This is a genomic window from Cytobacillus firmus, from assembly GCF_023657595.1.
Lineage (GTDB): Bacteria > Bacillota > Bacilli > Bacillales > Cytobacillaceae > Cytobacillus > Cytobacillus firmus_B.
Genome location: NZ_CP098323.1, coordinates 332,743 through 354,417, shown reverse-complemented (window position 1 = coordinate 354,417; position 21,675 = coordinate 332,743). Strand labels below are relative to the sequence as shown.

At 46.1% G+C, this 21,675-nt stretch carries 18 protein-coding genes, 2 rRNA genes and 1 riboswitch; of the genes, 2 read left to right on the top strand and 18 right to left on the bottom strand.

Features of this window, described 5'->3' with window-relative positions; genetic code table 11:
* Positions 1 to 32 precede the first annotated feature (32 nt).
* The gene (locus tag NAF01_RS01855) at positions 33 to 1,088 is read right to left on the bottom strand and encodes a DUF3048 domain-containing protein (RefSeq protein WP_226620161.1); all 1,056 of its coding nucleotides are present in this window, start codon (positions 1,086 to 1,088) and stop codon (positions 33 to 35) included.
* Positions 1,089 to 1,181: 93 nt separating this feature from the next.
* Entirely contained in the window at positions 1,182 to 2,924 is a 1,743-nt protein-coding gene (locus NAF01_RS01850; RefSeq protein WP_197212443.1) for an adenine deaminase C-terminal domain-containing protein, read from the bottom strand.
* Between the two features lie 200 nt (positions 2,925 to 3,124).
* Here NAF01_RS01850 and NAF01_RS01845 point away from each other — a divergent pair, with 200 nt between their 5' ends.
* On the top strand, positions 3,125 to 3,409 hold the full coding sequence (locus NAF01_RS01845) for a YgaP family membrane protein (RefSeq protein WP_197212445.1): 285 nt from the start codon (positions 3,125 to 3,127) through the stop codon (positions 3,407 to 3,409).
* Positions 3,410 to 3,618: 209 nt separating this feature from the next.
* Entirely contained in the window at positions 3,619 to 3,732 is a 114-nt protein-coding gene (locus NAF01_RS25030) for an EYxxD motif small membrane protein (RefSeq protein ID WP_323805933.1), read from the top strand.
* Here the strand turns inward: NAF01_RS25030 and purD are convergent.
* From purD to NAF01_RS01765, 16 genes are all read right to left on the bottom strand, one after another.
* Positions 3,710 to 4,978 (bottom strand): phosphoribosylamine--glycine ligase, encoded by a 1,269-nt coding sequence (gene purD, locus NAF01_RS01840; protein WP_250801614.1) that lies wholly within the window; start codon positions 4,976 to 4,978, stop codon positions 3,710 to 3,712. The two genes, NAF01_RS25030 and purD, sit on opposite strands and share 23 nt — an antisense overlap.
* Before the next feature lie 268 nt (positions 4,979 to 5,246).
* Complete coding sequence (purH, locus tag NAF01_RS01835) at positions 5,247 to 6,782, bottom strand: bifunctional phosphoribosylaminoimidazolecarboxamide formyltransferase/IMP cyclohydrolase (protein WP_048010475.1); 1,536 nt, start codon at positions 6,780 to 6,782, stop codon at positions 5,247 to 5,249.
* 34 nt (positions 6,783 to 6,816) lie between these two features.
* Positions 6,817 to 7,398 (bottom strand): phosphoribosylglycinamide formyltransferase, encoded by a 582-nt coding sequence (purN, locus tag NAF01_RS01830; protein WP_250801613.1) that lies wholly within the window; start codon positions 7,396 to 7,398, stop codon positions 6,817 to 6,819.
* 13 nt (positions 7,399 to 7,411) lie between these two features.
* Positions 7,412 to 8,437, bottom strand: coding sequence for a phosphoribosylformylglycinamidine cyclo-ligase (gene purM, locus NAF01_RS01825; RefSeq protein ID WP_250801612.1), 1,026 nt, complete (start codon positions 8,435 to 8,437; stop codon positions 7,412 to 7,414).
* Between the two features lie 149 nt (positions 8,438 to 8,586).
* The gene (gene purF, locus NAF01_RS01820; protein WP_250801611.1) at positions 8,587 to 9,984 is read right to left on the bottom strand and encodes an amidophosphoribosyltransferase; all 1,398 of its coding nucleotides are present in this window, start codon (positions 9,982 to 9,984) and stop codon (positions 8,587 to 8,589) included.
* Positions 9,969 to 12,185: a phosphoribosylformylglycinamidine synthase subunit PurL gene (gene purL, locus NAF01_RS01815; protein ID WP_250801610.1), complete on the bottom strand. Its 2,217-nt coding sequence runs from the start codon at positions 12,183 to 12,185 to the stop codon at positions 9,969 to 9,971. The genes purF and purL overlap by 16 nt, the downstream gene beginning before the upstream one ends.
* A complete protein-coding gene (gene purQ, locus NAF01_RS01810) occupies positions 12,169 to 12,855 on the bottom strand; it encodes a phosphoribosylformylglycinamidine synthase subunit PurQ (protein WP_226620158.1) in 687 nt (228 codons plus the stop codon). The genes purL and purQ overlap by 17 nt, the downstream gene beginning before the upstream one ends.
* Entirely contained in the window at positions 12,852 to 13,106 is a 255-nt protein-coding gene (purS, locus tag NAF01_RS01805) for a phosphoribosylformylglycinamidine synthase subunit PurS (protein ID WP_250801609.1), read from the bottom strand. The genes purQ and purS overlap by 4 nt, the downstream gene beginning before the upstream one ends.
* Positions 13,094 to 13,819 carry a phosphoribosylaminoimidazolesuccinocarboxamide synthase gene (gene purC, locus NAF01_RS01800; RefSeq protein WP_048010481.1) on the bottom strand — a complete coding sequence of 242 codons (726 nt, stop codon included), beginning with the start codon at positions 13,817 to 13,819 and terminating at the stop codon, positions 13,094 to 13,096. Before purC ends, purS begins: the two co-directional genes overlap by 13 nt.
* Before the next feature lie 102 nt (positions 13,820 to 13,921).
* Complete coding sequence (gene purB, locus NAF01_RS01795) at positions 13,922 to 15,214, bottom strand: adenylosuccinate lyase (protein WP_048010482.1); 1,293 nt, start codon at positions 15,212 to 15,214, stop codon at positions 13,922 to 13,924.
* A gap of 3 nt (positions 15,215 to 15,217) precedes the next feature.
* On the bottom strand, positions 15,218 to 16,372 hold the full coding sequence (gene purK, locus NAF01_RS01790) for a 5-(carboxyamino)imidazole ribonucleotide synthase (RefSeq protein ID WP_252220634.1): 1,155 nt from the start codon (positions 16,370 to 16,372) through the stop codon (positions 15,218 to 15,220).
* Positions 16,359 to 16,847, bottom strand: coding sequence for a 5-(carboxyamino)imidazole ribonucleotide mutase (gene purE / locus NAF01_RS01785; protein WP_250801608.1), 489 nt, complete (start codon positions 16,845 to 16,847; stop codon positions 16,359 to 16,361). Before purE ends, purK begins: the two co-directional genes overlap by 14 nt.
* A 139-nt stretch (positions 16,848 to 16,986) precedes the next feature.
* Positions 16,987 to 17,088: riboswitch (purine riboswitch) on the bottom strand.
* Positions 17,089 to 17,176: 88 nt separating this feature from the next.
* Positions 17,177 to 17,383, bottom strand: a complete 207-nt coding sequence (locus NAF01_RS01780) for an NETI motif-containing protein (RefSeq protein WP_250801607.1) — start codon at positions 17,381 to 17,383, stop codon at positions 17,177 to 17,179.
* A complete protein-coding gene (locus NAF01_RS01775; RefSeq protein WP_035333237.1) occupies positions 17,380 to 17,922 on the bottom strand; it encodes a DUF2179 domain-containing protein in 543 nt (180 codons plus the stop codon). The genes NAF01_RS01780 and NAF01_RS01775 overlap by 4 nt, the downstream gene beginning before the upstream one ends.
* Before the next feature lie 507 nt (positions 17,923 to 18,429).
* Positions 18,430 to 18,546 (bottom strand): 5S ribosomal RNA (gene rrf / locus NAF01_RS01770).
* A gap of 78 nt (positions 18,547 to 18,624) precedes the next feature.
* Positions 18,625 to 21,560, bottom strand: a 23S ribosomal RNA gene (locus NAF01_RS01765).
* Positions 21,561 to 21,675 lie beyond the last annotated feature (115 nt).

Here is a 21,675-nt window from a genome sequence, read left to right as displayed (position 1 = left end):
ATACCCCTTTGTTTAAATAGTATTTTCAATCATTATTGTTTAGCTTCAAAGGAAACCGTTTGCTCCAGGCCCGGGTTTGATGGAACGATGTTGATCCATGTTTTCCCCGGAACCAGGCCAGCCTGCTGGCCATTCAAGACAGGAAGAATTCGCCCGTCAATATTTTCCCACTGCAACTCTGTCACTTTTCCTTTTTGAAGGAGATATCCTTTTCCTCCAGTAGTTAAGTTAATATCACGGCGGCCTGCGCTGTCAACCACTTGATGGTCTGCTTCTGCAATGAAAATGTTATCGAGTAATACAGGTTCCCCGGATTTGTAGTCAGCTGTAAGCTCGCCATTGGAATATCTTTTGTATTTCTCAAGTCCTGCATCATATTCATAGATGACATTGAATAATTCATTGTCCAGGTAGGAGATCATGGCAGAGTCTGCTTTCTCTCCCTGAATTGCCTTTACCTCTTCTTTCGAAAGGAATTCAAGAGATTTCGGCTCATCCTCCATCGCATAATTTTTTTCTTTTGCCCCTTTCAGCACATTGTCAAAAGAAATATAGGAATTATGCGGAGCCTGTCTGAAGCTTTCCCTTTTAAACAATGTACCGTCATACTGCATTCCGTTCAGGTTATCAACATACCCCTGATCCAGCAATTCTTTGGCCTCCGGACTGTAGCCGTGAGCAATGTAGAGGCTGTCATAGCCTTTGGCCAGCTCAATATAATAATCCCTGGAACTTCTGACAGGCCCTATCATTTCGGGCCGCTCACTTTGAAAAATAGCAAGAAAACGAGTCACGTCCCCTTCTGCCAGCATTTCATAGACGACATCAGCCTGGTTAAGCCCTGATTGCGGACGGGCTTTCGGATGATTATTGATCATCACCGCTACAGCTCTTCCATTTACTTCGGTTTCCGATCCGGAGCCTGTGAGCGGATATTGAAATGGAAGTTCTTTTTCAGAGCTGACACCTTTTGTGGCTTCTTCCGCTTTTTCCGTCTCCTGCTTTGCCGGCTCCTCTGCTTTTTCTTTACTGCATCCAGAAACGAGAAGCATTGCCGCTGCTGATACAGCTATCCATCTTTTTAACATTTTCCACCCCGTGTGATTTTTGCTTTTGATGCGGATTCTATGTTAGCTCCCTTGAGCAGTTTTAATCTCTATCTATTATACCTCTTTCATATTTTAACGCATTATCGTTGGAAAGAGTACCGTTTTATTCATGACATCATACATTCCCTGCTGGGTAATCCTGATATAAGGCAGATGGGTTGAAGAGAAAAAGAGCAGCGTGTACATTGGATCTTCATGTCTGTATCCCTGATCACGCAAATAATGCACAAGCTGTTTCTCTTCCTGCATTAATTCCTCCACATTTTTATGGGACATTACACCTTTTAAGCGGAGCTCCATCTGTTGGACAATCCTTCCCCCCTCAGATATGACAATGCCTCCGCCAATTTCTTTCAGCCGGTTAAAAGCATTCAGCATTTCCTGTTTGCTTTTGCCGATTAAGATGATGTCACCGGTATTGGAAAATGAACTTGCCATTCCATCCAGGCTTTGCGAGAAGCCTTTAAGAATGGTATTTATTCGCCATTTTCCATTCCGGTCAACAAGCATGAAGAAACATTCATCATGATCTTTCTCCAGCTCTTCGGATGATACGTCAATCGTGATGGAGTATGGCTTGGTAATAACAGCATTCTCGAGCTTTATCCCGAAAGGCATGGAGAATTGCATATCATCTGCCGTCAGCTCCCAATCAATCTCCAGCGGTTCAAAGCCGTAATCTTCCCATGCTACAGGCTTATAGGCATGCTGGTTTTCACCATCTCTCTTCACCCATTCCCCTTTGGCAATAACGGATATAGGAGTTGGTTCGTTTTCATCTGAGAGGAAATTGATATTGGCAACCCTTCCTGTCGCAATGGAGCCATGTAAATAATCGATTCCATAATGACGGGCCGCATTAATGGTTGCCATATTATACGCATCTATTACCGGCACTCCTTTATCTATGGCAATGCGGATCATATGGTCAATAATTCCATGCTCATAAAAGGAAGAAAAGGAACCGTCTGTTGTGAAGACCATCCGATCATATTGATCAATGCCCATTTCATGCATTTCCTCCAATAAAACTGGCAGATCCGGACGTATGGAAGAATATCTGAGAGATACAGTATATCCCTGTAAAAGGCGATTATAGACATCTTTTCCTGTCATTGACTCATGGTCACAATCAGCACCAAGCAGCATAAGCTTTGCCAGCGTTTTTTCGGATGCACCCGGAAAATGGCCTTCAATCTTTTTCCTCATCCGCTTTGTTTCCTGAATCCAATGAAGCATCATATCATCGCCATCCAATAGCTTCGGCCAGCCTGTCAGCTCACCTCCCTGAAGCACCGCATCATGTTCCAGCCACGATTTAACGTTTCCATGGGAAAAAACAGATTCTTCGTGCTGGATCTCTGTTTGAGCATCAAATCGGCACCACCAATAGGTTGTTGCAGGCATGTTTCTCATTTCCTTCAAAAAAGAAAACGCTTTCTTTTTATCCTGCTGTAAAGCAAGCACCATATTGTCATTAATCAGAGTTGTTGTCCCAAACTGCGATGCATAGCTCGCCAGGGAATGGGGATTATATAATTGAAATGGATGGGCATGCGGCTCAATATATCCGGGTACGAGCGTAAGTCCTGTACAATCAATGACCTCACACTGATCTGTTTTTTCCGGCAGCTTTTCGCCCACATAAACAATACGGTCGCCATAAATCCATATATTTGCTGTTATCCATTTGCGAAGCGCCTGATTCAGATAACGCGCGTTCTTAAGTAATATCGTCGGTGAAAGTTTCCCGTCCAATACGGAAACATGTTCACGCAAGTGCCTGTTTTTCCAACGGTAACGCTGTTCCAGCACTATACTCCCTCCCTTGTTGATATCTATATCTATATATAAAGACTCTGTTTTTAGTATGAATACAATGAGTTAAATGGCTTTATATCAATAAAGAAAGCCCTTTCATTATCTCTTGTTTTACTATAGTAACATATTTCACTGTTTAACGCATTAAAGAATCAGTAAAAGATTGTAAAAATTTCGTGAAAGTGGTGGGACCTATGCATGTAAAATCAAATATCGGCATTGTAAATGCCTTAATACGCATAACAGTCGGATTAACTGTACTGGCCTGGAGCACTTCAAAGCTTGTAAAGAGACCTTGGCGGGACTCATATCTTGTGATGGCCATGCTTGGAGGCATGAAAGTGGCTGAGGGGATTGTCCGCTTTTGCCCATTGACAGCTCTTTTTGAAAGAGGCCAGGACATGGTTCAGGAAAAGAGAGACAATCACAGTAATAATGATGAGGCTGTTGAGGAGATTCTGCCTTATAACCCGTCTTAAGAAAAGCGGAAGCGCCTTGCCCACCCCCGACAAGCACAAGACGATCCTCCCGGAAAGGCGTCCTTTGCCTTTTTGGGAGGAGTGGCTTGTGACCTCGAGGGGGTAGGCGCTGGAGCTAGACAGTTCTCGAAGTGCAAAGATATAAATTCAATGTTATAAAAAATACAGCCCCCTATTTGGGGGCTGTACTATAGAAAGGAGCTGACAATATGTTCTGGGAATACGTAATGGATATGACATTTGTGCTGACAGCCATAATCGGAAGCATTGTAGCACTTCTGTTTGTGTATATCCGGAAGACTAAGAAAGGACGTGCGCGATAGCTTTATCGCCAATATCCTTGCGGTAGAAGACACCTTCGCATTGAAGGTTTTCCAGTTCGGAATATACTTTTTGCTGCGCTTCTTTCAGTGTAGACGCTCTGGCGCCTGCCAGCAGCACGCGGCCTCCATTTGTCACATACTCACCTGAGCTGTTTCGATCAGTGCCGGCATGGAAGACAAGAACATCTTTAAGCGAATGCAGTCCATGCAGAACAGCTCCTTTTTCGTATGCCTCAGGGTAGCCCTTGGAAGCAGCAACCACTCCGACGATTGCTTCCTCACTCCACTTGATTTCAGGCTGCTCCCCATTTAGGACTGCCAGCATTACCTCCGCCAGATCCGAATTCATCCGCGGTAAAATCACCTGTGTTTCAGGATCTCCAAAGCGGGCATTAAATTCGATTACCTTCGGGCCTGCTGCTGTTTTAATCAGACCTGCATATAAAATTCCGGTAAAACTTCGGCCTTCCTGAACCATTGCTTTCGCTGCCGGCTTCAAAACTTGTTCAACAGCCTTTGCAATTGTTTCATCACCAATATGCGGTACGGGTGAATAAGCACCCATTCCGCCTGTATTCGGGCCCTGATCTCCATCAAAAGCGCGCTTGTGATCCTGGGCAATTTCCAGCGGAACAACCGTTTCTCCGTTCACAAAGGCCATTAAAGAGAATTCTTCCCCTTCAAGGAATTCTTCAATTACAACTGTAGAAGAAGCCTGGCCAAACTTTTCATTTAATAATAGTTCCTCAATCCCGGACAATGCTTCCTGCATAGTCATGGCCACTATTACGCCTTTTCCGGCTGCTAGCCCATCTGCTTTCAGAACAATGGGAGCGCCCTTTGCTTCTATATAGGCTTTCGCTTCTTCATAGTTGCTGAATACTCCATATTCGGCAGTAGGGATAGCATATTTCTTCATAAGCTCTTTGGCAAAAGACTTACTGCCTTCAATTTCAGCTGCAGCTTTTTTTGGTCCAAATGCCTTTAACCCGGCTTTTTCAAATCGGTCTGCCAGCCCCTCTAGCAGCGGCACTTCCGGACCGATTACAGTCAAGTCAATTTCATTTTCCTGAGCAAATTGCACAAGCTTTTCCTGATCGTTTTCCTGGATGGCAGCCAGCTGTGCTGAATCTTCCATTCCCGGATTTCCCGGAGCCGCAAAAACCTGTTCAACTGAAGGGCTTTGATTCATCTTCCAGCAAATTGCATGTTCACGTCCGCCTCTTCCAATAACCAATACCTTCATTACGCCCACCTCCGTAAAATGTCGGCTTCCACTTTTCGTATTATTTAGCTCAGCGCCTTCCTGATCGAGGCGCTTCCGCTTTTCGTTTGTCCAGCTACAGCGCCTAGGGGCTCGAGGTCATAAGCCAATCTGTCAAAAGGTAAAGAGCCACCTTTCCGACAGCTCGTCTTATGCTTGAGGCTCCCAGGATGGGAGTCATGCAGACGTTGCCACAGGACGTGGCGCTCTTAGTCTGCGTTCCTCCTATCGAGGCGCTTCCGCTTTTCGTTTAATGTTTAAAATGCCGTACGCCTGTAAAGACCATGGCAATTCCGTACTCGTCGGCCTTTTTGATGGAGTCTTCATCACGGATGGAGCCCCCCGGCTGAATGATGGCTGTAATGCCTGCTTTGGCTGCGACTTCAACGGTATCGTTCATTGGGAAAAAGGCATCCGATGCCATTACAGCTCCGTTCGCTTTTTCTCCTGCCTGTTCAAGCGCAATTTCGGCAGAGCCTACACGGTTCATCTGCCCGGCACCAACTCCAAGTGTCATGTTTGAATCATTGACGACTATCGCATTGGATTTCACATGCTTGACGACTTTCCAGCCCAGCTTTAGTGCTTTCCACTCTTCTTCTGTCGGCTCCCTCTTTGTTGCTACTTTTACTTCGGCATCTTTAAGAGTGAATAGATCATACTCCTGCGTCAGTAAGCCGCCTTCAATAGCGGACAATCTCATCTCCGCTTTCTTTTTGCCTTCAAAAGGAATGGTCAGCAGGCGCAGATTCTTTTTCCCTTTTAAAATTTCAAGCGCTTCCTCTGAGAAGGATGGCGCAATAATGATCTCAAGGAAGATCTCATAAAGCTTTTTAGCTGTTTCTGCATCCACTTCTCTGTTTAAGGCAATGATTCCGCCGAAAATGGAAACAGGGTCAGCTGCGAAAGCTTTTGAAAAAGCATCAAAAACATTTTCTCCGGTTCCCACTCCACAAGGATTCATATGCTTAACAGCAACTGCTGCCGGCTCTGAGAATTCCTTTACGATTTGGAGAGCTGCATCTGCATCGTTGATATTGTTGTAAGACAACTCCTTGCCGTGAAGCTGTTCAGCGTTCGCAATCGAAAATTCAGAACCAAGCGGTTTACGGTAAAAAGCAGCCTTTTGATGCGGATTCTCCCCATATCTCAAGGTTTGCTTTAGTTCATACGTAACCGTTAATTTTTCAGGCGTTTCTTCATTTGCCAAATCTGTCATATATTCAGCGATCATCGCATCATAGGCAGCTGTGTGGCGGAATACCTTTGCAGCAAGTCTGCGGCGGATTTCCTTTTGAACCTCTCCGGTTTCTTTCAGCTGTGAAAGAACTGTTTCATAATCGACTGGATCCACCACAACCGTTACATATTCATGATTCTTGGCGGAAGCACGCAGCATGGCCGGGCCGCCGATATCAATATTCTCTATCGCATCCTCCACTGTCACATCCGGTTTAGCGATGGTTTGCTGGAACGGATACAAATTCACGCACACAACCTGGATAGGCTGGATCCCATGTTCCTCAAGCTGCTGCTTGTGGCCTGTTTCGCCATGCTTAGCCAGCAGCCCGCCATGAATCATTGGATTTAATGTTTTTACACGCCCTTCCAAAATTTCCGGAAAGCCTGTCACATCACTTACGCCGATAACAGGGACTCCACTCTCTTCAAGTGCTTTTTTTGTACCGCCAGTTGAGATAATTTCAAAACCCAGTTCACTTAACTGCTGAGCAAATTCTGTTATGCCATTTTTGTCGGAAACACTGATTAATGCACGTTTCTTCATGTTCGCTCCCCCTGACTCTGTTGAGTGATATACTTTAACTCTCTACCATTTTAGCATAGAAAAGATTTTGCAAAACCTGCGGATATAGTTTGTGCTCGACTTCATGTATCTTCTTTTGAAGGCTTTCCAGCGATTCACCCGCATTTATTTCAACTGGCGCCTGAGCAATAATCGGCCCAGTATCCATCCCTTCATCGACAAAATGAACCGTCACACCGCTTACCTTCACATTGGCAGATAACGCCTGGCCAATTGCATCCTTACCTGGAAAAGCGGGAAGAAGAGAAGGATGGATATTAATAATCCTGCCTTCAAACTGTTTCAAAAGCGTCGGGCCAATCAGCCTCATATAACCTGCGAGAATAATATACTCGGCACCGCTCTCCTGCAGCCTTTGCAAAATCGCTCTTTCGTACTCTGCTTTGCCAGCATAGTCTTTTGCTGAAAAAACAAACTGCGGAACTTGCTCGTTTTTTGCACGCTGGATGCTGTATGCACCTGGCCGATCACAGACAAACAAGACGATCTCAGCCTGCAAATCACCTTTGTTTACAGCATCGGCAATGGCCTGAAAGTTCGTTCCGCTTCCGGAAGCAAACACTGCGATTTTTTTCATGACTTCCTCCAAGTTACAGAATTTCAATTCCTTCCTGATCCGTTACTGTCCCCATCAGATAGGCTGTTTCACCAATTTCATTAAAATAGGCGATCAGTTCATCAGCATTATCTTTGTCCGCTGCAATCACCATGCCTGTTCCCATATTAAAAATGTTGTACATTTCCTTGCGCTCAAGTCCACCGATCTTCTCCATCACCGTAAATACCGGCGGCACTTCCCAATTGCTTTCAGTAAGCTGGGCGCCAAGACCTTCAGGCAGCATGCGCGGGATATTTTCAATAAATCCGCCGCCTGTAATATGTGCCATGCCTTTCAGCTTGAATTGCTTCATAGCTGATAAAAGCGGCTTTACATAAATTTTTGTAGGTCGAAGCAGTTCTTCCCCCAAAGTGCAGCCTAATTCTTCTACATGATCTGTTAAGGACAAATTCGCTTTCTCGAAAAACAGCTTTCGGACAAGTGAGTAGCCATTGCTGTGGATTCCGCTGGATGCAAGACCGATCAGCACATCTCCTGCCTTGATGTCCGCACCATTAATCAGATTGGATTTTTCACAGGCACCGACCGCAAATCCGGCAAGATCATATTCTTCTTCACTGTACATGCCAGGCATTTCGGCTGTTTCACCGCCTACGAGTGCACATCCAGCCTGTTCGCATCCATCCGCAATACCTTTAACAATCGCCTCAATCCGTTCTGGCGCCGCTTTTCCGCAGGCGATATAATCCAAGAAATAAAGAGGTTCCGCTCCCTGTACGACAATATCATTAACACACATTGCGACCGCATCAATCCCAATCGTGTCATGCTTATCCATCATAAAAGCGAGCATCAGCTTCGTGCCGACACCATCTGTACCTGATACTAAAACCGGTTCCTTCAGGTTCAGTTCAGATAGATCGAACATGCCGCCAAATCCGCCCAAACCTCCAAGCACACCAGGACGAATCGTCTTCTGTACGTGCTTTTTCATGCGGGAAACTGCTTCATAGCCAGCTTCAATATCTACTCCGGCCTGTTTATATGCATTTGCCATTCCTTTTCACCTCTTGGTTGGAAAAATAAAGGCCGATTTTGTATTTTATCGGCCAACATTGTGCTTTTACCGGTCAAAAATGATGATTTACCGGCCAATTCTTTATATTTACCGGCCAAAAAGAGCAAAATACCGGCCAAGTTTCATATTTATACCTTTTCGTAAGGGTGCAGTGTACTCGGATAAATCTCCGTCGGATACTGTCCTGTAAAGCATGCCAGGCATTGTCCGTCTTTTCGTCCAATTGCTTTGACCATTCCCTCTGTACTTAAGAAGGTAAGGGTATCTGCACCAATGATTTCTCTAATTTCCTCAATAGAATGATTGCCGGCGATCAATTCTTCCTTTGTCGATGTATCGATCCCATAGAAGCATGGATTCTTAATCGGCGGTGAGCTGATCAGCACATGCACCTCAGTCGCACCAGCTTCCTTCAGCATGGTAACGATCCGTCTGCTTGTTGTTCCGCGGACGATCGAGTCATCCACCATGATGACTCTCTTTCCTTCTACCACTCCGCGTACCGGAGACAGCTTCATTTTCACACCCTGCTCACGCAGCGACTGGGATGGCTGGATAAATGTGCGCCCCACATAGCGGTTTTTAATCAGACCCATCTCGTATGGAATGCCAGACGCTTCAGCATATCCAATCGCAACTGAAATGCTGGAATCCGGCACACCAGTAACAACATCACCTTCAATCGGCACTTCAAGAGCCAGCTGCTTCCCAAGATTTTTCCGGGCTGTATGCACATTGATCCCGTTGATATTGCTGTCCGGACGGGAGAAATAAACATATTCCATCGTGCACATGGCAATATTAGAAGCCATGGCAAACATCTCGGATCGGAATCCATTATCATCAATAATCAGCAGCTCTCCCGGCAGAATGTCGCGGATAAACTCTGCCCCGACCACATCAAAAGCACAGGTTTCAGATGCAACCGCATAAGCATCGCCGATCTTGCCAAGTGAGAGCGGCCTCATGCCGTTCGGGTCAAGCGCAACCATCAGTTCTGTCTCGGTCATAATCAGAAAAGCATAAGCTCCTTTAATCATGGATAACGCATTTTTGACACGGTCCTTTAGGGATGAAAACCCTGCACGCTTAATCAAGTGAGCCAGCACCTCTGTGTCCGAGCTCGTTTGAAAAATGCTGCCCTGCCCTTCAAGCTGATGCTTCAATGCAGTCGCATTCACCAGGTTTCCGTTATGGCAAAGAGCAAGACTGCCGCTTTGTGAGTTGAACAAGAGAGGCTGGACATTTTCATATCCGCCCCCTCCGGCAGTCGCATAGCGTACATGTCCGATTGCCGCCTTCCCGTCCATCTCCTTCATGGCATCTGATGTGAAAATTTCCGTAACAAGGCCTTCACCTTTCATGCCTTTCAGCTTCTTTCCATCCGTAACAACCATCCCGGTGCCTTCCTGGCCGCGGTGCTGCAGACTGTGAAGCCCGTAATACGTGATCTGGGAGGCATCCTGATGCCCCCAGATTCCAAAAACACCGCACTCTTCGTTCAGTCCTCTTATTTCAGCAAGCATGGAATAGCTCCTTTCCAGGCCTGCTTCAGAACATCAACCTGTTCGGCAAGCAATAGGCCCTCTTCGTTGGAGAGATATAGTACAGGTGCATCTGTTACTTCACCAATTAGTGTCGCATCTACTAAACTTTCAAAAGCTTCCTGATTTTCTTTCTTAACAGATAGCAAGAAACGGGATTGTGATTCACTGAATAAAGCTGAAGTCGCATTTCCTGATACCTTGATATCCGCTCCCAGACCTGTTGAACCGATCAGGCTTTCCGCAGCAGCTACAGCCAGCCCGCCTTCTGCCACATCATGGGCAGATGCTACAAGTCCCGAACGAATGGCTTTTAAAATTTGCTCCTGTGCCTTTTCTTCTTTTTCGAGATCCAGTTCAGGCGCTTTTCCGAAAATCCTGCCGTATGTCATCTTCTGCAGCTCACTGCCGCCGAATTCATCCTTTGTTTCGCCAACCAGATAAATTAAGTCCCCAGCTGCTTTAAAAGATTGTGTTGTCACATGGTCAATGTCTTCTACAAGCCCGACCATTCCAATGACAGGCGTTGGGTAAATAGCTGTTCCATTTGTTTCGTTATATAGCGAGACGTTTCCGCCGATAACTGGCGTATTCAATGTGCGGCATGCTTCACTGATTCCGTCTGCTGCTTTTTCGATCTGCCAGAAGATTTCAGGCTTCTCCGGGTTTCCGAAGTTCAGATTATCTGTTATCGCCAATGGCTGGCCGCCGGAGCAAATGATATTTCTTGCCGCTTCAGCCACAGCAATTTTTCCGCCTGTTTCAGGATCAAGATACATATAACGTGAATTACAGTCTGTCGTCATGGCCAACCCTTTGCGGGTGCCGCGGATGCGGATGACTGCGGCATCTGATCCAGGTGCCACTACTGTATTCGTGCGGACCATATAGTCGTACTGGTCGTAAACCCATTCCTTGCTTGCAATCGTCGGCTGCTGAAGAAGCTTTACCAATGTTTCTTTATATTCCTCAACCGCAGGAATTTCATTTTCCATTGCCTGAAATTCACGGTAATACTGCGGCTCGCTTGATGGCTTATGATAAACCGGCGCATCCTCTGCAAGTGCATCTACCGGCAGCTCTGCCACCACTTCTCCCTGATGAGTCAGGCGGAGCATTTTATCATCCGTTACCTTGCCAATCGAAACGGCCTCCAGATCATATTTGGAAAATAAATCAACGATCTCCTGCTCACGTCCTTTTTTCACGACTATCAGCATTCTCTCCTGAGACTCGGAAAGCATCATTTCATATGCAGTCATGCCTGTTTCCCTTTGAGGAACAAGGTCCAGATTCATTTCAATTCCCGATCCCGCTTTGCTTGCCATTTCAGCAGAAGAGCTTGTCAGACCGGCAGCTCCCATATCCTGAATGCCGACAAGTGCGTCAGACTGGACCAGTTCAAGACATGCTTCAAGCAGAAGCTTTTCCATGAATGGATCGCCAACCTGGACAGCCGGGCGTTTTGATTCTGATTGGTCTGTTAATTCTTCAGATGCAAAAGTAGCACCATGGATACCGTCACGGCCCGTTTTTGCACCAACATACATGACTGTGTTGCCTACTCCGTGGGCCTGGCCTTTTTTGATATCCTTATGGTCGATTAAGCCGACGCACATCGCGTTTACAAGCGGATTTCCTTCATAGGAAGGATCAAACTGCACTTCTCCCCCAACTGTTGGAATGCCGATGCAGTTTCCGTAGCCCGCAATGCCTGCGACTACTTCTTTAAAAAGGTACCGTACACGAGGAGAATCCAATTCTCCAAAGCGTAAAGAGTTGAGGAGCGCGACCGGTCTTGCGCCCATTGAAAATACATCGCGGATAATCCCGCCGACACCTGTTGCTGCCCCCTGGTAAGGCTCGATTGCAGACGGATGGTTATGGCTTTCGATTTTAAAAACAACTGCTTGCCCATCGCCAATATCAACAATTCCAGCTCCTTCCCCTGGTCCTTGAAGTACTTTCTCTCCTGTTGTCGGGAACTTGCTTAAAACGGGCTTTGAGTTTTTGTAGCTGCAATGCTCTGACCACATAACCGAAAACAAACCGATTTCTGTGTAATTTGGCAAACGCCCGATAATCTTTTCAATCATCGCAAATTCGTCATCAGACAATCCCATCTCTTTGTATACCTTCTGTGCCTTTAACTGTTCCGGACTTGGCTCAAGCATTAACGACATGTGCTTCCCTCCATTGTTTTACGATTGATTGAAAAAGTTTCAGGCCATCTGCTCCCCCTAAAAGCTCATCAACTGCTCTTTCAGGGTGCGGCATCATGCCGAGTACATTTCCCTTTTCATTGACAATGCCTGCGATGTTTTCCAGGCTGCCATTTGGGTTTGTTTCGTTATAAGTAAAGACAATCTGATTATTTGCCTTTAAAGCCTCTAAAGTTGCTTCGTCACAATAATAGTTACCTTCGCCATGGGCGATTGGGATATTGATTACCTCGCCTTTTTCGTATGAGGATGAAAACATCGTTTCATTGTTTTCAACCTTCAATTCGACCGTGCGGCAAATGAATTTCAGGCTGTCGTTTCTTCTCATTGCCCCAGGCAAAAGGCCAGCTTCAAGCAGGATTTGAAATCCATTGCAGACGCCCAATACCGGCTTGCCTGCTTCTGCGGCCTTCACTACTTCTCTCATGACATTGCTGAAGCGTGCAACAGCACCCGAACGGAGATAATCTCCGTAAGAGAAACCGCCGGGAAGAAGAATTCCGTCATATTCGTCTAAGCTCTCCGCGTCGTGCCAGACATATTCGGCTTCCGCTCCAAGCTCATCCTTTACTGCATGATACATATCAATGTCACAATTCGACCCTGGAAATACGATCACAGCAAACTTCACTGAGCAACAGCCTCCTCAATTTCAAAGCGATAATCTTCAATCACAACATTAGCCAATAAGCGCTCACACATTTCCTTCACAGCTTCTTCAACAGGACGGTCGCTTTTTTCCACTGTCAGCTCCATGTATTTTCCAATGCGCACATCAGACACTTCGCTGTAGTTCAAGGAATGCAGAGAGTTTTTTACAACTGTTCCCTGAGGATCTAGAACACTTTCTCTTAATGTGACGAAAACTTTTACTTTGTACATACTGTTTGGCCTCCCAGTCTCGCTAAAATATTTTCATATGCATCTGTTAAATTTCCAAGGTCCCTGCGGAAAACATCTTTATCCAGTTTTTCATTTGTTTCAATATCCCAAAGCCTGCAGGTATCTGGCGAAATCTCATCAGCCAGCAAAATTTTGCCAGATTCATCTTTACCAAACTCCAGCTTGAAATCTACTAGTTTAATGCCCAGGTCTTTGAAAAAGTCTTTTAAAACGGCATTAACTTGTAGTGCTTTTTCTTGTAAAAGGGTAACTTCCTGCTTATCAGCCAGTTGAAGAACTTCAATATGATCTTCTGTCAGCAGCGGATCACCAAGCTCATCATCTTTGTAGTAGAACTCAACAATCGGTCTTGATAATTCTTTCCCTTCTTCAACTCCCAATCTCTTAGAAAAGCTCCCCGCCGCAACATTACGGACCACTGTTTCAAGCGGAATGATATCCACTTTTTTCACAAGCTGTTCTGTCTCCGAAAGCTTTTTAATAAAATGAGAATCAATCCCCAGCTCCTGAAGCTTTGAAAATAGCAAACTGGTAATCTCATTATTCAGCCGGCCCTTGCCGCTGATGCTCGCTTTTTTCTCCCCATTAAAGGCTGTTGCAGAATCTTTATATTCAATCCAGACAATATTTTCATCGTTTGTCTGATATACCTTTTTGGCTTTGCCTTCGTATAACAATGCTCCTTTTTCCATTGCGGAGAGCCTCCCTTATTTAGATACCGGACTTAATTTAAGAAGATTGGGAATTTTCCCGTTAATAAAGAGGTAAAGACTGCTCTTTACCTCTTTATTTTTTTATAAACCCAGACGGTCAAAAATGGTATCCACATGCTTGATGTGGTAGTTATAGTCGAAGCAGTCATCTATTTCTGCTTCGGATAGCTTTGATGTAATGGTCTCGTCCTGCTCGATCAGGCTGCGGAACTGTACCTGCTTTTCCCATGCCTCCATGGCCCGCGGCTGAACAGTGTCATATGCCTCTTCACGTGTCATACCCTTGTCAATCAAGGCAAGAAGAACACGCTGAGAGTAAATCAGCCCCAGTGTACGGTCCATATTGCGTTTCATGTTTTCAGGGAAAACGGTTAAGTTCTTAACAATATTCCCAAAACGATTCAGCATATAGTTCAGCGCAATCGTTGCATCAGGCAGGATGATTCTTTCAGCTGATGAGTGAGAAATATCGCGCTCATGCCATAATGCTACATTTTCATACGCAGTCATCATGTAGCCGCGGATCACTCTTGCCATACCCGTCATATTTTCTGAACCAATTGGATTGCGTTTATGTGGCATTGCTGAAGATCCCTTTTGGCCTTTGGCGAAAAACTCTTCCACTTCACGCGTTTCGCTTTTTTGCAGGCCGCGGATCTCCGTCGCAAATTTTTCAATTGAAGTGGCCACAAGCGCAAGCGCACCCATATAATGTGCATGACGGTCACGCTGAAGTGTTTGGGTAGAAATTGGCGCTGGCTGGATGCCCAGCTTTTCACACACATATTTTTCAACGAACGGATCGATGTTTGCATATGTTCCGACGGCACCAGAGATTTTACCGAATTCCACACCAGCGGCTGCTTCTTTAAAGCGGTCAAGATTACGCTTCATTTCTTCATACCATAGTGCAAGCTTTAAACCGAATGTAGTCGGTTCTGCATGAACACCATGCGTACGGCCCATCATCACTGTATGCTTGTGTTCCTGTGCTTTGTTTTTCAGGATTTCCACAAAGCGTTCAATATCTTTTAGCAGAATATCATTCGCCTGCTTGATTAAGTAGGAAAGCGCCGTATCAACCACATCTGTGGAAGTAAGCCCGTAATGAACCCATTTGCGCTCCTCGCCAAGGGATTCAGATACCGCGCGAGTAAAAGCGACAACATCATGTCGTGTTTCCTCTTCGATTTCTTTAATGCGGTCAATATTAAAAGAAGCATTCTCACGGATTTTCTGAACATCTTCTTTTGGAATATCTCCTAATTCCGCCCAAGCTTCACAGGCAAGAATTTCCACCTCAAGCCAAGCCTGAAAGCGGTTCTCTTCTGTCCAGATGGCTCCCATTTCCGGTCTCGTATAACGTTCAATCATGTTTTATCCTCCGATCTTTTCCTTCACAGGGGTCCAAATGCCGCTTTTTTCTGCTTCTTCAATTGCCTCTTCGGCTGAGTTCCGCAAAAGCGTGACATGGCCCATCTTGCGTTTATATTTGGCATCCTTTTTTCCGTACAAGTGTATCTTCCAGTCATCCAATTCAGGAATTTTCTTAATTAAAGGCTCCTGGTGCTCTCCTAGTATGTTTACCATAACAGCCGGTTTTAATAGCTCCGTACTGCCAAGCGGCCAATTGCAAACCGCACGGATGTGCTGTTCAAACTGGGAGGTTTCGCAAGCTTCAATGGAATAATGGCCTGAGTTATGCGGACGAGGCGCAAGCTCGTTAATGTAAATCTGACCGTCTTTTGTCAGAAACATTTCGACTGCCAATGTACCGACAAGGCTTAAAGCTTCTGCCAGCCGGTTTGCTGCCTTTACTGCCCGTTCCTCAGCATCAGCTGTGATCATGGCCGGCACAATGGTCTGGTGCAGAATGTTTTCTTTATGGACATTTTCCCCGACAGGGAATACCGCTTTTTCTCCCGAAATATTCCGGCAGATAATAACCGATATTTCCTTTTCGAAAGCGATCCATTTTTCAAGAACACACACGCCATTATCAAGAAGCTCTGCAGCTTTCTTAATATCCTGCCCGCTCTTTATCACAACTTGCCCTTTTCCGTCATATCCGCCTCTGGATGTCTTTAAGACTGCTGGATAGCCAAGCTTTTCTATATTATCATAAATGTCTTTTTCAGTCGTAATGACCGCATATGGCGCTACCACGCAGCCAGCTTTTTGGATGGCTGCTTTTTCTTTTGTCCGGTCCTGGGTGATCTCCAGCACCTCGCTCCCCTGCGGGACATGCGCATTTGCACATAGCCACTCAAGAGCTTCCGCACTGATATTTTCAAACTCATATGTCACCACATCACTGACGTCAGCTAACTTTTTTATAGAATCTAAATGACCGTATTCGCCAATGATTTTAATATCGGCAACCTGGCCGCAAGGAGAATCTTCTGCCGGATCCAAAACGGCAATCCTGAAGCCATTTGCCTTAGCTGCCAGGGCCATCATTCTGCCAAGCTGCCCCCCGCCAATAATTCCAATTGTTTGTCCTGGTAAAATGGTTGTATTAGACAAGTTCATCACTGCTTTCCAGTACTTCCTGTTTTGTTTTATCTCTTTTTGACTGAAGACGTTCTGCAATGGCTATATCAAAAGCGCCAAGTATTTGTGCTGCCAGCAAGCCGGCGTTAGTAGCTCCGGCTTTTCCAATCGCAACCGTTGCAACCGGGACACCGCCAGGCATCTGAACAATGGACAGCAATGAATCCAGTCCGTTTAGAGCTTTTGATTGCACTGGTACTCCAATGACAGGAAGTGTCGTCTTCGCTGCTACCATTCCAGGCAAGTGTGCCGCTCCGCCTGCACCCGCAATAATTACCTTGACTCCTTTGTCTCTTGCCTGCTCAGCATATTCAAACATAAGATCTGGAGTCCGATGGGCTGAAACAACCTTTTTTTCATAGGGGATTTCAAGCTCTTCCAGAATTCCGCAAGCGTGCTTCATTGTCTCCCAATCTGATTTGCTTCCCATAATGACTGCTGCTTGTACGCTCATTCTTTCTCCTCCAAATCTTCCAATATAAAAAACCCGCACAGACCCTTCTCTTAATACGAGAGAAAGTAATCTGTCCGGGCTAAAAAGAACCGTAAGGAAGACACCTGCAAACGGCAGGAACCATTCCTTCTACATGCCGGGCATATCAGCTTTCCCTCATAGTCCAGCAATTTACGGTTGCCGGGTAGAAACTTATGGGCCCTATTCCCATTATTATACGAGGGGTTTATTCACGTTTTATTAACTACCACCATATTAACAACATACCTGATACTCTGTCAATTGAAAAATCGAACAATACTAAAAGTCAGACAATTAATGTTCGTGTTTTAATCTTCTACTCGTTTTGCCTCAAAAACAATCTGCCGGCCAGCCGGCTCATAATCGACCTTTCCGCCTGTCTTAACTTCTTTAAAAATAGGCTTCTCAGTCCTTCTAACAGGTATATATCCTGCCTTTTTAATTCTTTCCAGGCACTGGTCAATCGTTTCATTTTCCTGAACTTCGAATGACATTTTGTTCTTGCCTTTGCTCATTGAGATAACTTTCCTCTCTTAACAGATTTCACCCAGAAGCCGCCATGAATTGTTTTTGGCTCATAAGCGATGATGAAGGCCTTAGGATCCAGTTCTTTAATCGTCTGATAAAGCTTCAATTCATATTTTCTCGGTGTCAGGATCTGCAGGGCCATCCGATCGCCTTCAAGTCCATTGGCAGCCCAGTTGGTTACGCCATACCCTTTCTCTCTTAAAGCTTTTGGCAGGTCTCTGTCATATTCCTTTGTAATTACATTTACGGTAATATAGCCAAGAGCCAGTTTCTCTTCAATTTTCATGCCGACAATAACGCCGATTCCATAACCGACTGCATAAGCAATCAGATTTTGTATTTCATTCAGGTTATCCAGAACCAGCCCCAGTCCAATGACATAGATAACAACTTCGATGGTGCTTATAAAAGCTGCTAGGTAACGCTGCCCCTTAAGCGTCAGAATCATCCTGATGGTAAAAAATGATACATATACGATATTAATGATCAGAATAATAGCGACCATAATAAAACTGTTTTCCAGCAATGCAAGTCCTCCTTCATAGGGAATTAAGAGGCAAATGAGTGTCCTCTCCCCATTAAGTCACTATTGTACAAAAGAAATTGGCTTTTGATAACCTTTTTTCAAAAATTGATTCTTTGTGTATAGGTTATCCTTTTTCGAGTGGAATGAAACGGCTTATCTGTTTATGGATCTTATTGAGGCTATATGAAGGAGAGAGGTTCGTAACAGGTTTATCTAGCAGGTTTTGGAGATTATCTAGCATGTATGGACTTTTATCTAACAAGTTTGTAAGTATATCTAACAAGTTTCATTTTTATCTAACATATTATGAAGTTTATCTTACATTTGGGGCAATTTGTCTTTGAAGAGAACAGATTTAACTTTTAAAACAGTCGGCGGAATAAGGAGTGGCGCATATAATTTGAGCCTGACGCAAATATGCATTTTTCAATAAAATGGAGGGTCTAACTGATTCAGATACCTATAATTACACAAAAAAAAGAGCACCCATCAGGTGCTCTTTCATTTGCCCGGCAGCGTCCTACTCTCACAGGGGGACAGCCCCCAACTACCATCGGCGCTGAGAAGCTTAACTTCCGTGTTCGGTATGGGAACGGGTGTGACCTTCTCGCTATCGCCACCGGACTATTTGATTGAAGAAACTTCGTTCCCTCAAAACTAGATAATGTATGAAGAAGCATTTGCCGAGAATCTACCAATGACTTGGTTAAGTCCTCGATCGATTAGTATCAGTCAGCTCCACATGTCGCCACGCTTCCACCTCTGACCTATCAACCTGATCATCTTTCAGGGATCTTACTAGCTTGACGCTATGGGAAATCTCATCTCGAGGGGGGCTTCATGCTTAGATGCTTTCAGCACTTATCCCTTCCGCACATAGCTACCCAGCGATGCCTTTGGCAAGACAACTGGTACACCAGCGGTGCGTCCATCCCGGTCCTCTCGTACTAAGGACAGCTCCTCTCAAATTTCCTGCGCCCACGACGGATAGGGACCGAACTGTCTCACGACGTTCTGAACCCAGCTCGCGTACCGCTTTAATGGGCGAACAGCCCAACCCTTGGGACCGACTACAGCCCCAGGATGCGATGAGCCGACATCGAGGTGCCAAACCTCCCCGTCGATGTGGACTCTTGGGGGAGATAAGCCTGTTATCCCCGGGGTAGCTTTTATCCGTTGAGCGATGGCCCTTCCATGCGGAACCACCGGATCACTAAGCCCGACTTTCGTCCCTGCTCGACTTGTAGGTCTCGCAGTCAAGCTCCCTTGTGCCTTTACACTCTGCGAATGATTTCCAACCATTCTGAGGGAACCTTTGGGCGCCTCCGTTACTTTTTAGGAGGCGACCGCCCCAGTCAAACTGCCCACCTGACACTGTCTCCCGCCCCGATCAGGGGCGCGGGTTAGAATTTCAATACAGCCAGGGTAGTATCCCACCGACGCCTCCACCGAAGCTGGCGCTCCGGCTTCTCAGGCTCCTACCTATCCTGTACAAGCTGTACCAAAATTCAATATCAGGCTACAGTAAAGCTCCACGGGGTCTTTCCGTCCTGTCGCGGGTAACCTGCATCTTCACAGGTACTATAATTTCACCGAGTCTCTCGTTGAGACAGTGCCCAGATCGTTACGCCTTTCGTGCGGGTCGGAACTTACCCGACAAGGAATTTCGCTACCTTAGGACCGTTATAGTTACGGCCGCCGTTTACTGGGGCTTCGATTCAAAGCTTCGCTTGCGCTAACCTCTCCTCTTAACCTTCCAGCACCGGGCAGGCGTCAGCCCCTATACTTCGCCTTGCGGCTTCGCAGAGACCTGTGTTTTTGCTAAACAGTCGCCTGGGCCTATTCACTGCGGCTCATCAGGGCTATTCACCCTAATGAGCACCCCTTCTCCCGAAGTTACGGGGTCATTTTGCCGAGTTCCTTAACGAGAGTTCTCTCGCTCACCTTAGGATTCTCTCCTCGCCTACCTGTGTCGGTTTGCGGTACGGGCACCTTTTCCCTCGCTAGAGGCTTTTCTTGGCAGTGTGGAATCAGGAACTTCGGTACTAAATTTCCCTCGCCGTCACAGCTCAGCCTGTATGGTAACGGGATTTGCCTCGTTACCGGCCTAACTGCTTGGACGCGCTAATCCAGCAGCGCGCTTACCCTATCCTCCTGCGTCCCCCCATTGCTCAAACGGTAAAGAGGTGGTACAGGAATATCAACCTGTTGTCCATCGCCTACGCTTTTCAGCCTCGGCTTAGGTCCCGACTAACCCTGAGCGGACGAGCCTTCCTCAGGAAACCTTAGGCATTCGGTGGATGGGATTCTCACCCATCTTTCGCTACTCATACCGGCATTCTCACTTCTAAGCGCTCCACCAGTCCTTGCGGTCTGGCTTCAACGCCCTTAGAACGCTCTCCTACCACTGACATCGAAAGATGTCAATCCACAGCTTCGGTGATACGTTTAGCCCCGGTACATTTTCGGCGCGGAGTCACTCGACCAGTGAGCTATTACGCACTCTTTAAATGGTGGCTGCTTCTAAGCCAACATCCTGGTTGTCTAAGCAACTCCACATCCTTTTCCACTTAACGTATACTTTGGGACCTTAGCTGGTGGTCTGGGCTGTTTCCCTCTTGACTACGGATCTTATCACTCGCAGTCTGACTCCCATGGATAAGTCTTTGGCATTCGGAGTTTGTCTGAATTCGGTAACCCGATGGGGGCCCCTAGTCCAAACAGTGCTCTACCTCCAAGACTCTTACTACATGAGGCTAGCCCTAAAGCTATTTCGGAGAGAACCAGCTATCTCCAAGTTCGATTGGAATTTCTCCGCTACCCACACCTCATCCCCGCACTTTTCAACGTGCGTGGGTTCGGGCCTCCATCCAGTGTTACCTGGACTTCACCCTGGACATGGGTAGATCACCTGGTTTCGGGTCTACGACCACATACTCATTCGCCCTATTCAGACTCGCTTTCGCTGCGGCTCCGTCTTATCAACTTAACCTCGCATGTAATCGTAACTCGCCGGTTCATTCTACAAAAGGCACGCTATCACCCATTAACGGGCTCTAACTACTTGTAGGCACACGGTTTCAGGATCTCTTTCACTCCCCTTCCGGGGTGCTTTTCACCTTTCCCTCACGGTACTGGTTCACTATCGGTCACTAGGGAGTATTTAGCCTTGGGAGATGGTCCTCCCTGCTTCCGACGGGATTTCTCGTGTCCCGCCGTACTCAGGATCCACTCTGGAGGGAACGAAGTTTCAACTACAGGGCTTTTACCTTCTCTGGCCGGCCTTTCCAGACCTGTTCATTTACCTCGTTCCTTTGTAACTCCGTATAGAGTGTCCTACAACCCCAGGAGGCAAGCCTCCTGGTTTGGGCTAATCCCGTTTCGCTCGCCGCTACTCAGGGAATCGCGTTTGCTTTCTCTTCCTCCGGGTACTTAGATGTTTCAGTTCCCCGGGTCTGCCTTCCATACCCTATGTATTCAGGTAAGGATCCTATCCCATTACGGATAGGGGGTTTCCCCATTCGGAAATCTCCGGATCAAAGCTTACTTACAGCTCCCCGAAGCATATCGGTGTTAGTACCGTCCTTCATCGGCTCCTAGTGCCAAGGCATTCACCGTGCGCCCTTTCTAACTTAACCGTATTTGACTGGTTCATCGAAGATGAACAGTATCAAAGGTTTTTAACTCTATTTAACATAGAGAGAATTCACTAAAATGGCGATTACTCGGTTATTGCTTCTTCATAATCATTAT

What these genes read in the sequence shown, in the direction of transcription:
- NAF01_RS25030 (WP_323805933.1), top strand. Translation starts at nt 3,619, where the DNA reads ATGTTCTGGGAATACGTAATGGATATGACATTTGTGCTGACAGCCATA.
- purD (WP_250801614.1), bottom strand. Translation starts at nt 4,978, where the DNA reads ATGAAGGTATTGGTTATTGGAAGAGGCGGACGTGAACATGCAATTTGC.
- purH (WP_048010475.1), bottom strand. Translation starts at nt 6,782, where the DNA reads ATGAAGAAACGTGCATTAATCAGTGTTTCCGACAAAAATGGCATAACA.
- purC (WP_048010481.1), bottom strand. Translation starts at nt 13,819, where the DNA reads ATGGAAAAAGGAGCATTGTTATACGAAGGCAAAGCCAAAAAGGTATAT.
- purE (WP_250801608.1), bottom strand. Translation starts at nt 16,847, where the DNA reads ATGAGCGTACAAGCAGCAGTCATTATGGGAAGCAAATCAGATTGGGAG.
- NAF01_RS01780 (WP_250801607.1), bottom strand. Translation starts at nt 17,383, where the DNA reads ATGAGCAAAGGCAAGAACAAAATGTCATTCGAAGTTCAGGAAAATGAA.
- purS (WP_250801609.1), bottom strand. Translation starts at nt 13,106, where the DNA reads ATGTACAAAGTAAAAGTTTTCGTCACATTAAGAGAAAGTGTTCTAGAT.
- purK (WP_252220634.1), bottom strand. Translation starts at nt 16,372, where the DNA reads ATGAACTTGTCTAATACAACCATTTTACCAGGACAAACAATTGGAATT.
- purB (WP_048010482.1), bottom strand. Translation starts at nt 15,214, where the DNA reads ATGATTGAACGTTATACGAGACCGGAAATGGGAGCCATCTGGACAGAA.
- NAF01_RS01845 (WP_197212445.1), top strand. Translation starts at nt 3,125, where the DNA reads ATGCATGTAAAATCAAATATCGGCATTGTAAATGCCTTAATACGCATA.
- purM (WP_250801612.1), bottom strand. Translation starts at nt 8,437, where the DNA reads ATGGCAAATGCATATAAACAGGCCGGAGTAGATATTGAAGCTGGCTAT.
- NAF01_RS01855 (WP_226620161.1), bottom strand. Translation starts at nt 1,088, where the DNA reads ATGTTAAAAAGATGGATAGCTGTATCAGCAGCGGCAATGCTTCTCGTT.
- purN (WP_250801613.1), bottom strand. Translation starts at nt 7,398, where the DNA reads ATGAAAAAAATCGCAGTGTTTGCTTCCGGAAGCGGAACGAACTTTCAG.
- purL (WP_250801610.1), bottom strand. Translation starts at nt 12,185, where the DNA reads ATGTCGTTAATGCTTGAGCCAAGTCCGGAACAGTTAAAGGCACAGAAG.
- purF (WP_250801611.1), bottom strand. Translation starts at nt 9,984, where the DNA reads ATGCTTGCTGAAATAAGAGGACTGAACGAAGAGTGCGGTGTTTTTGGA.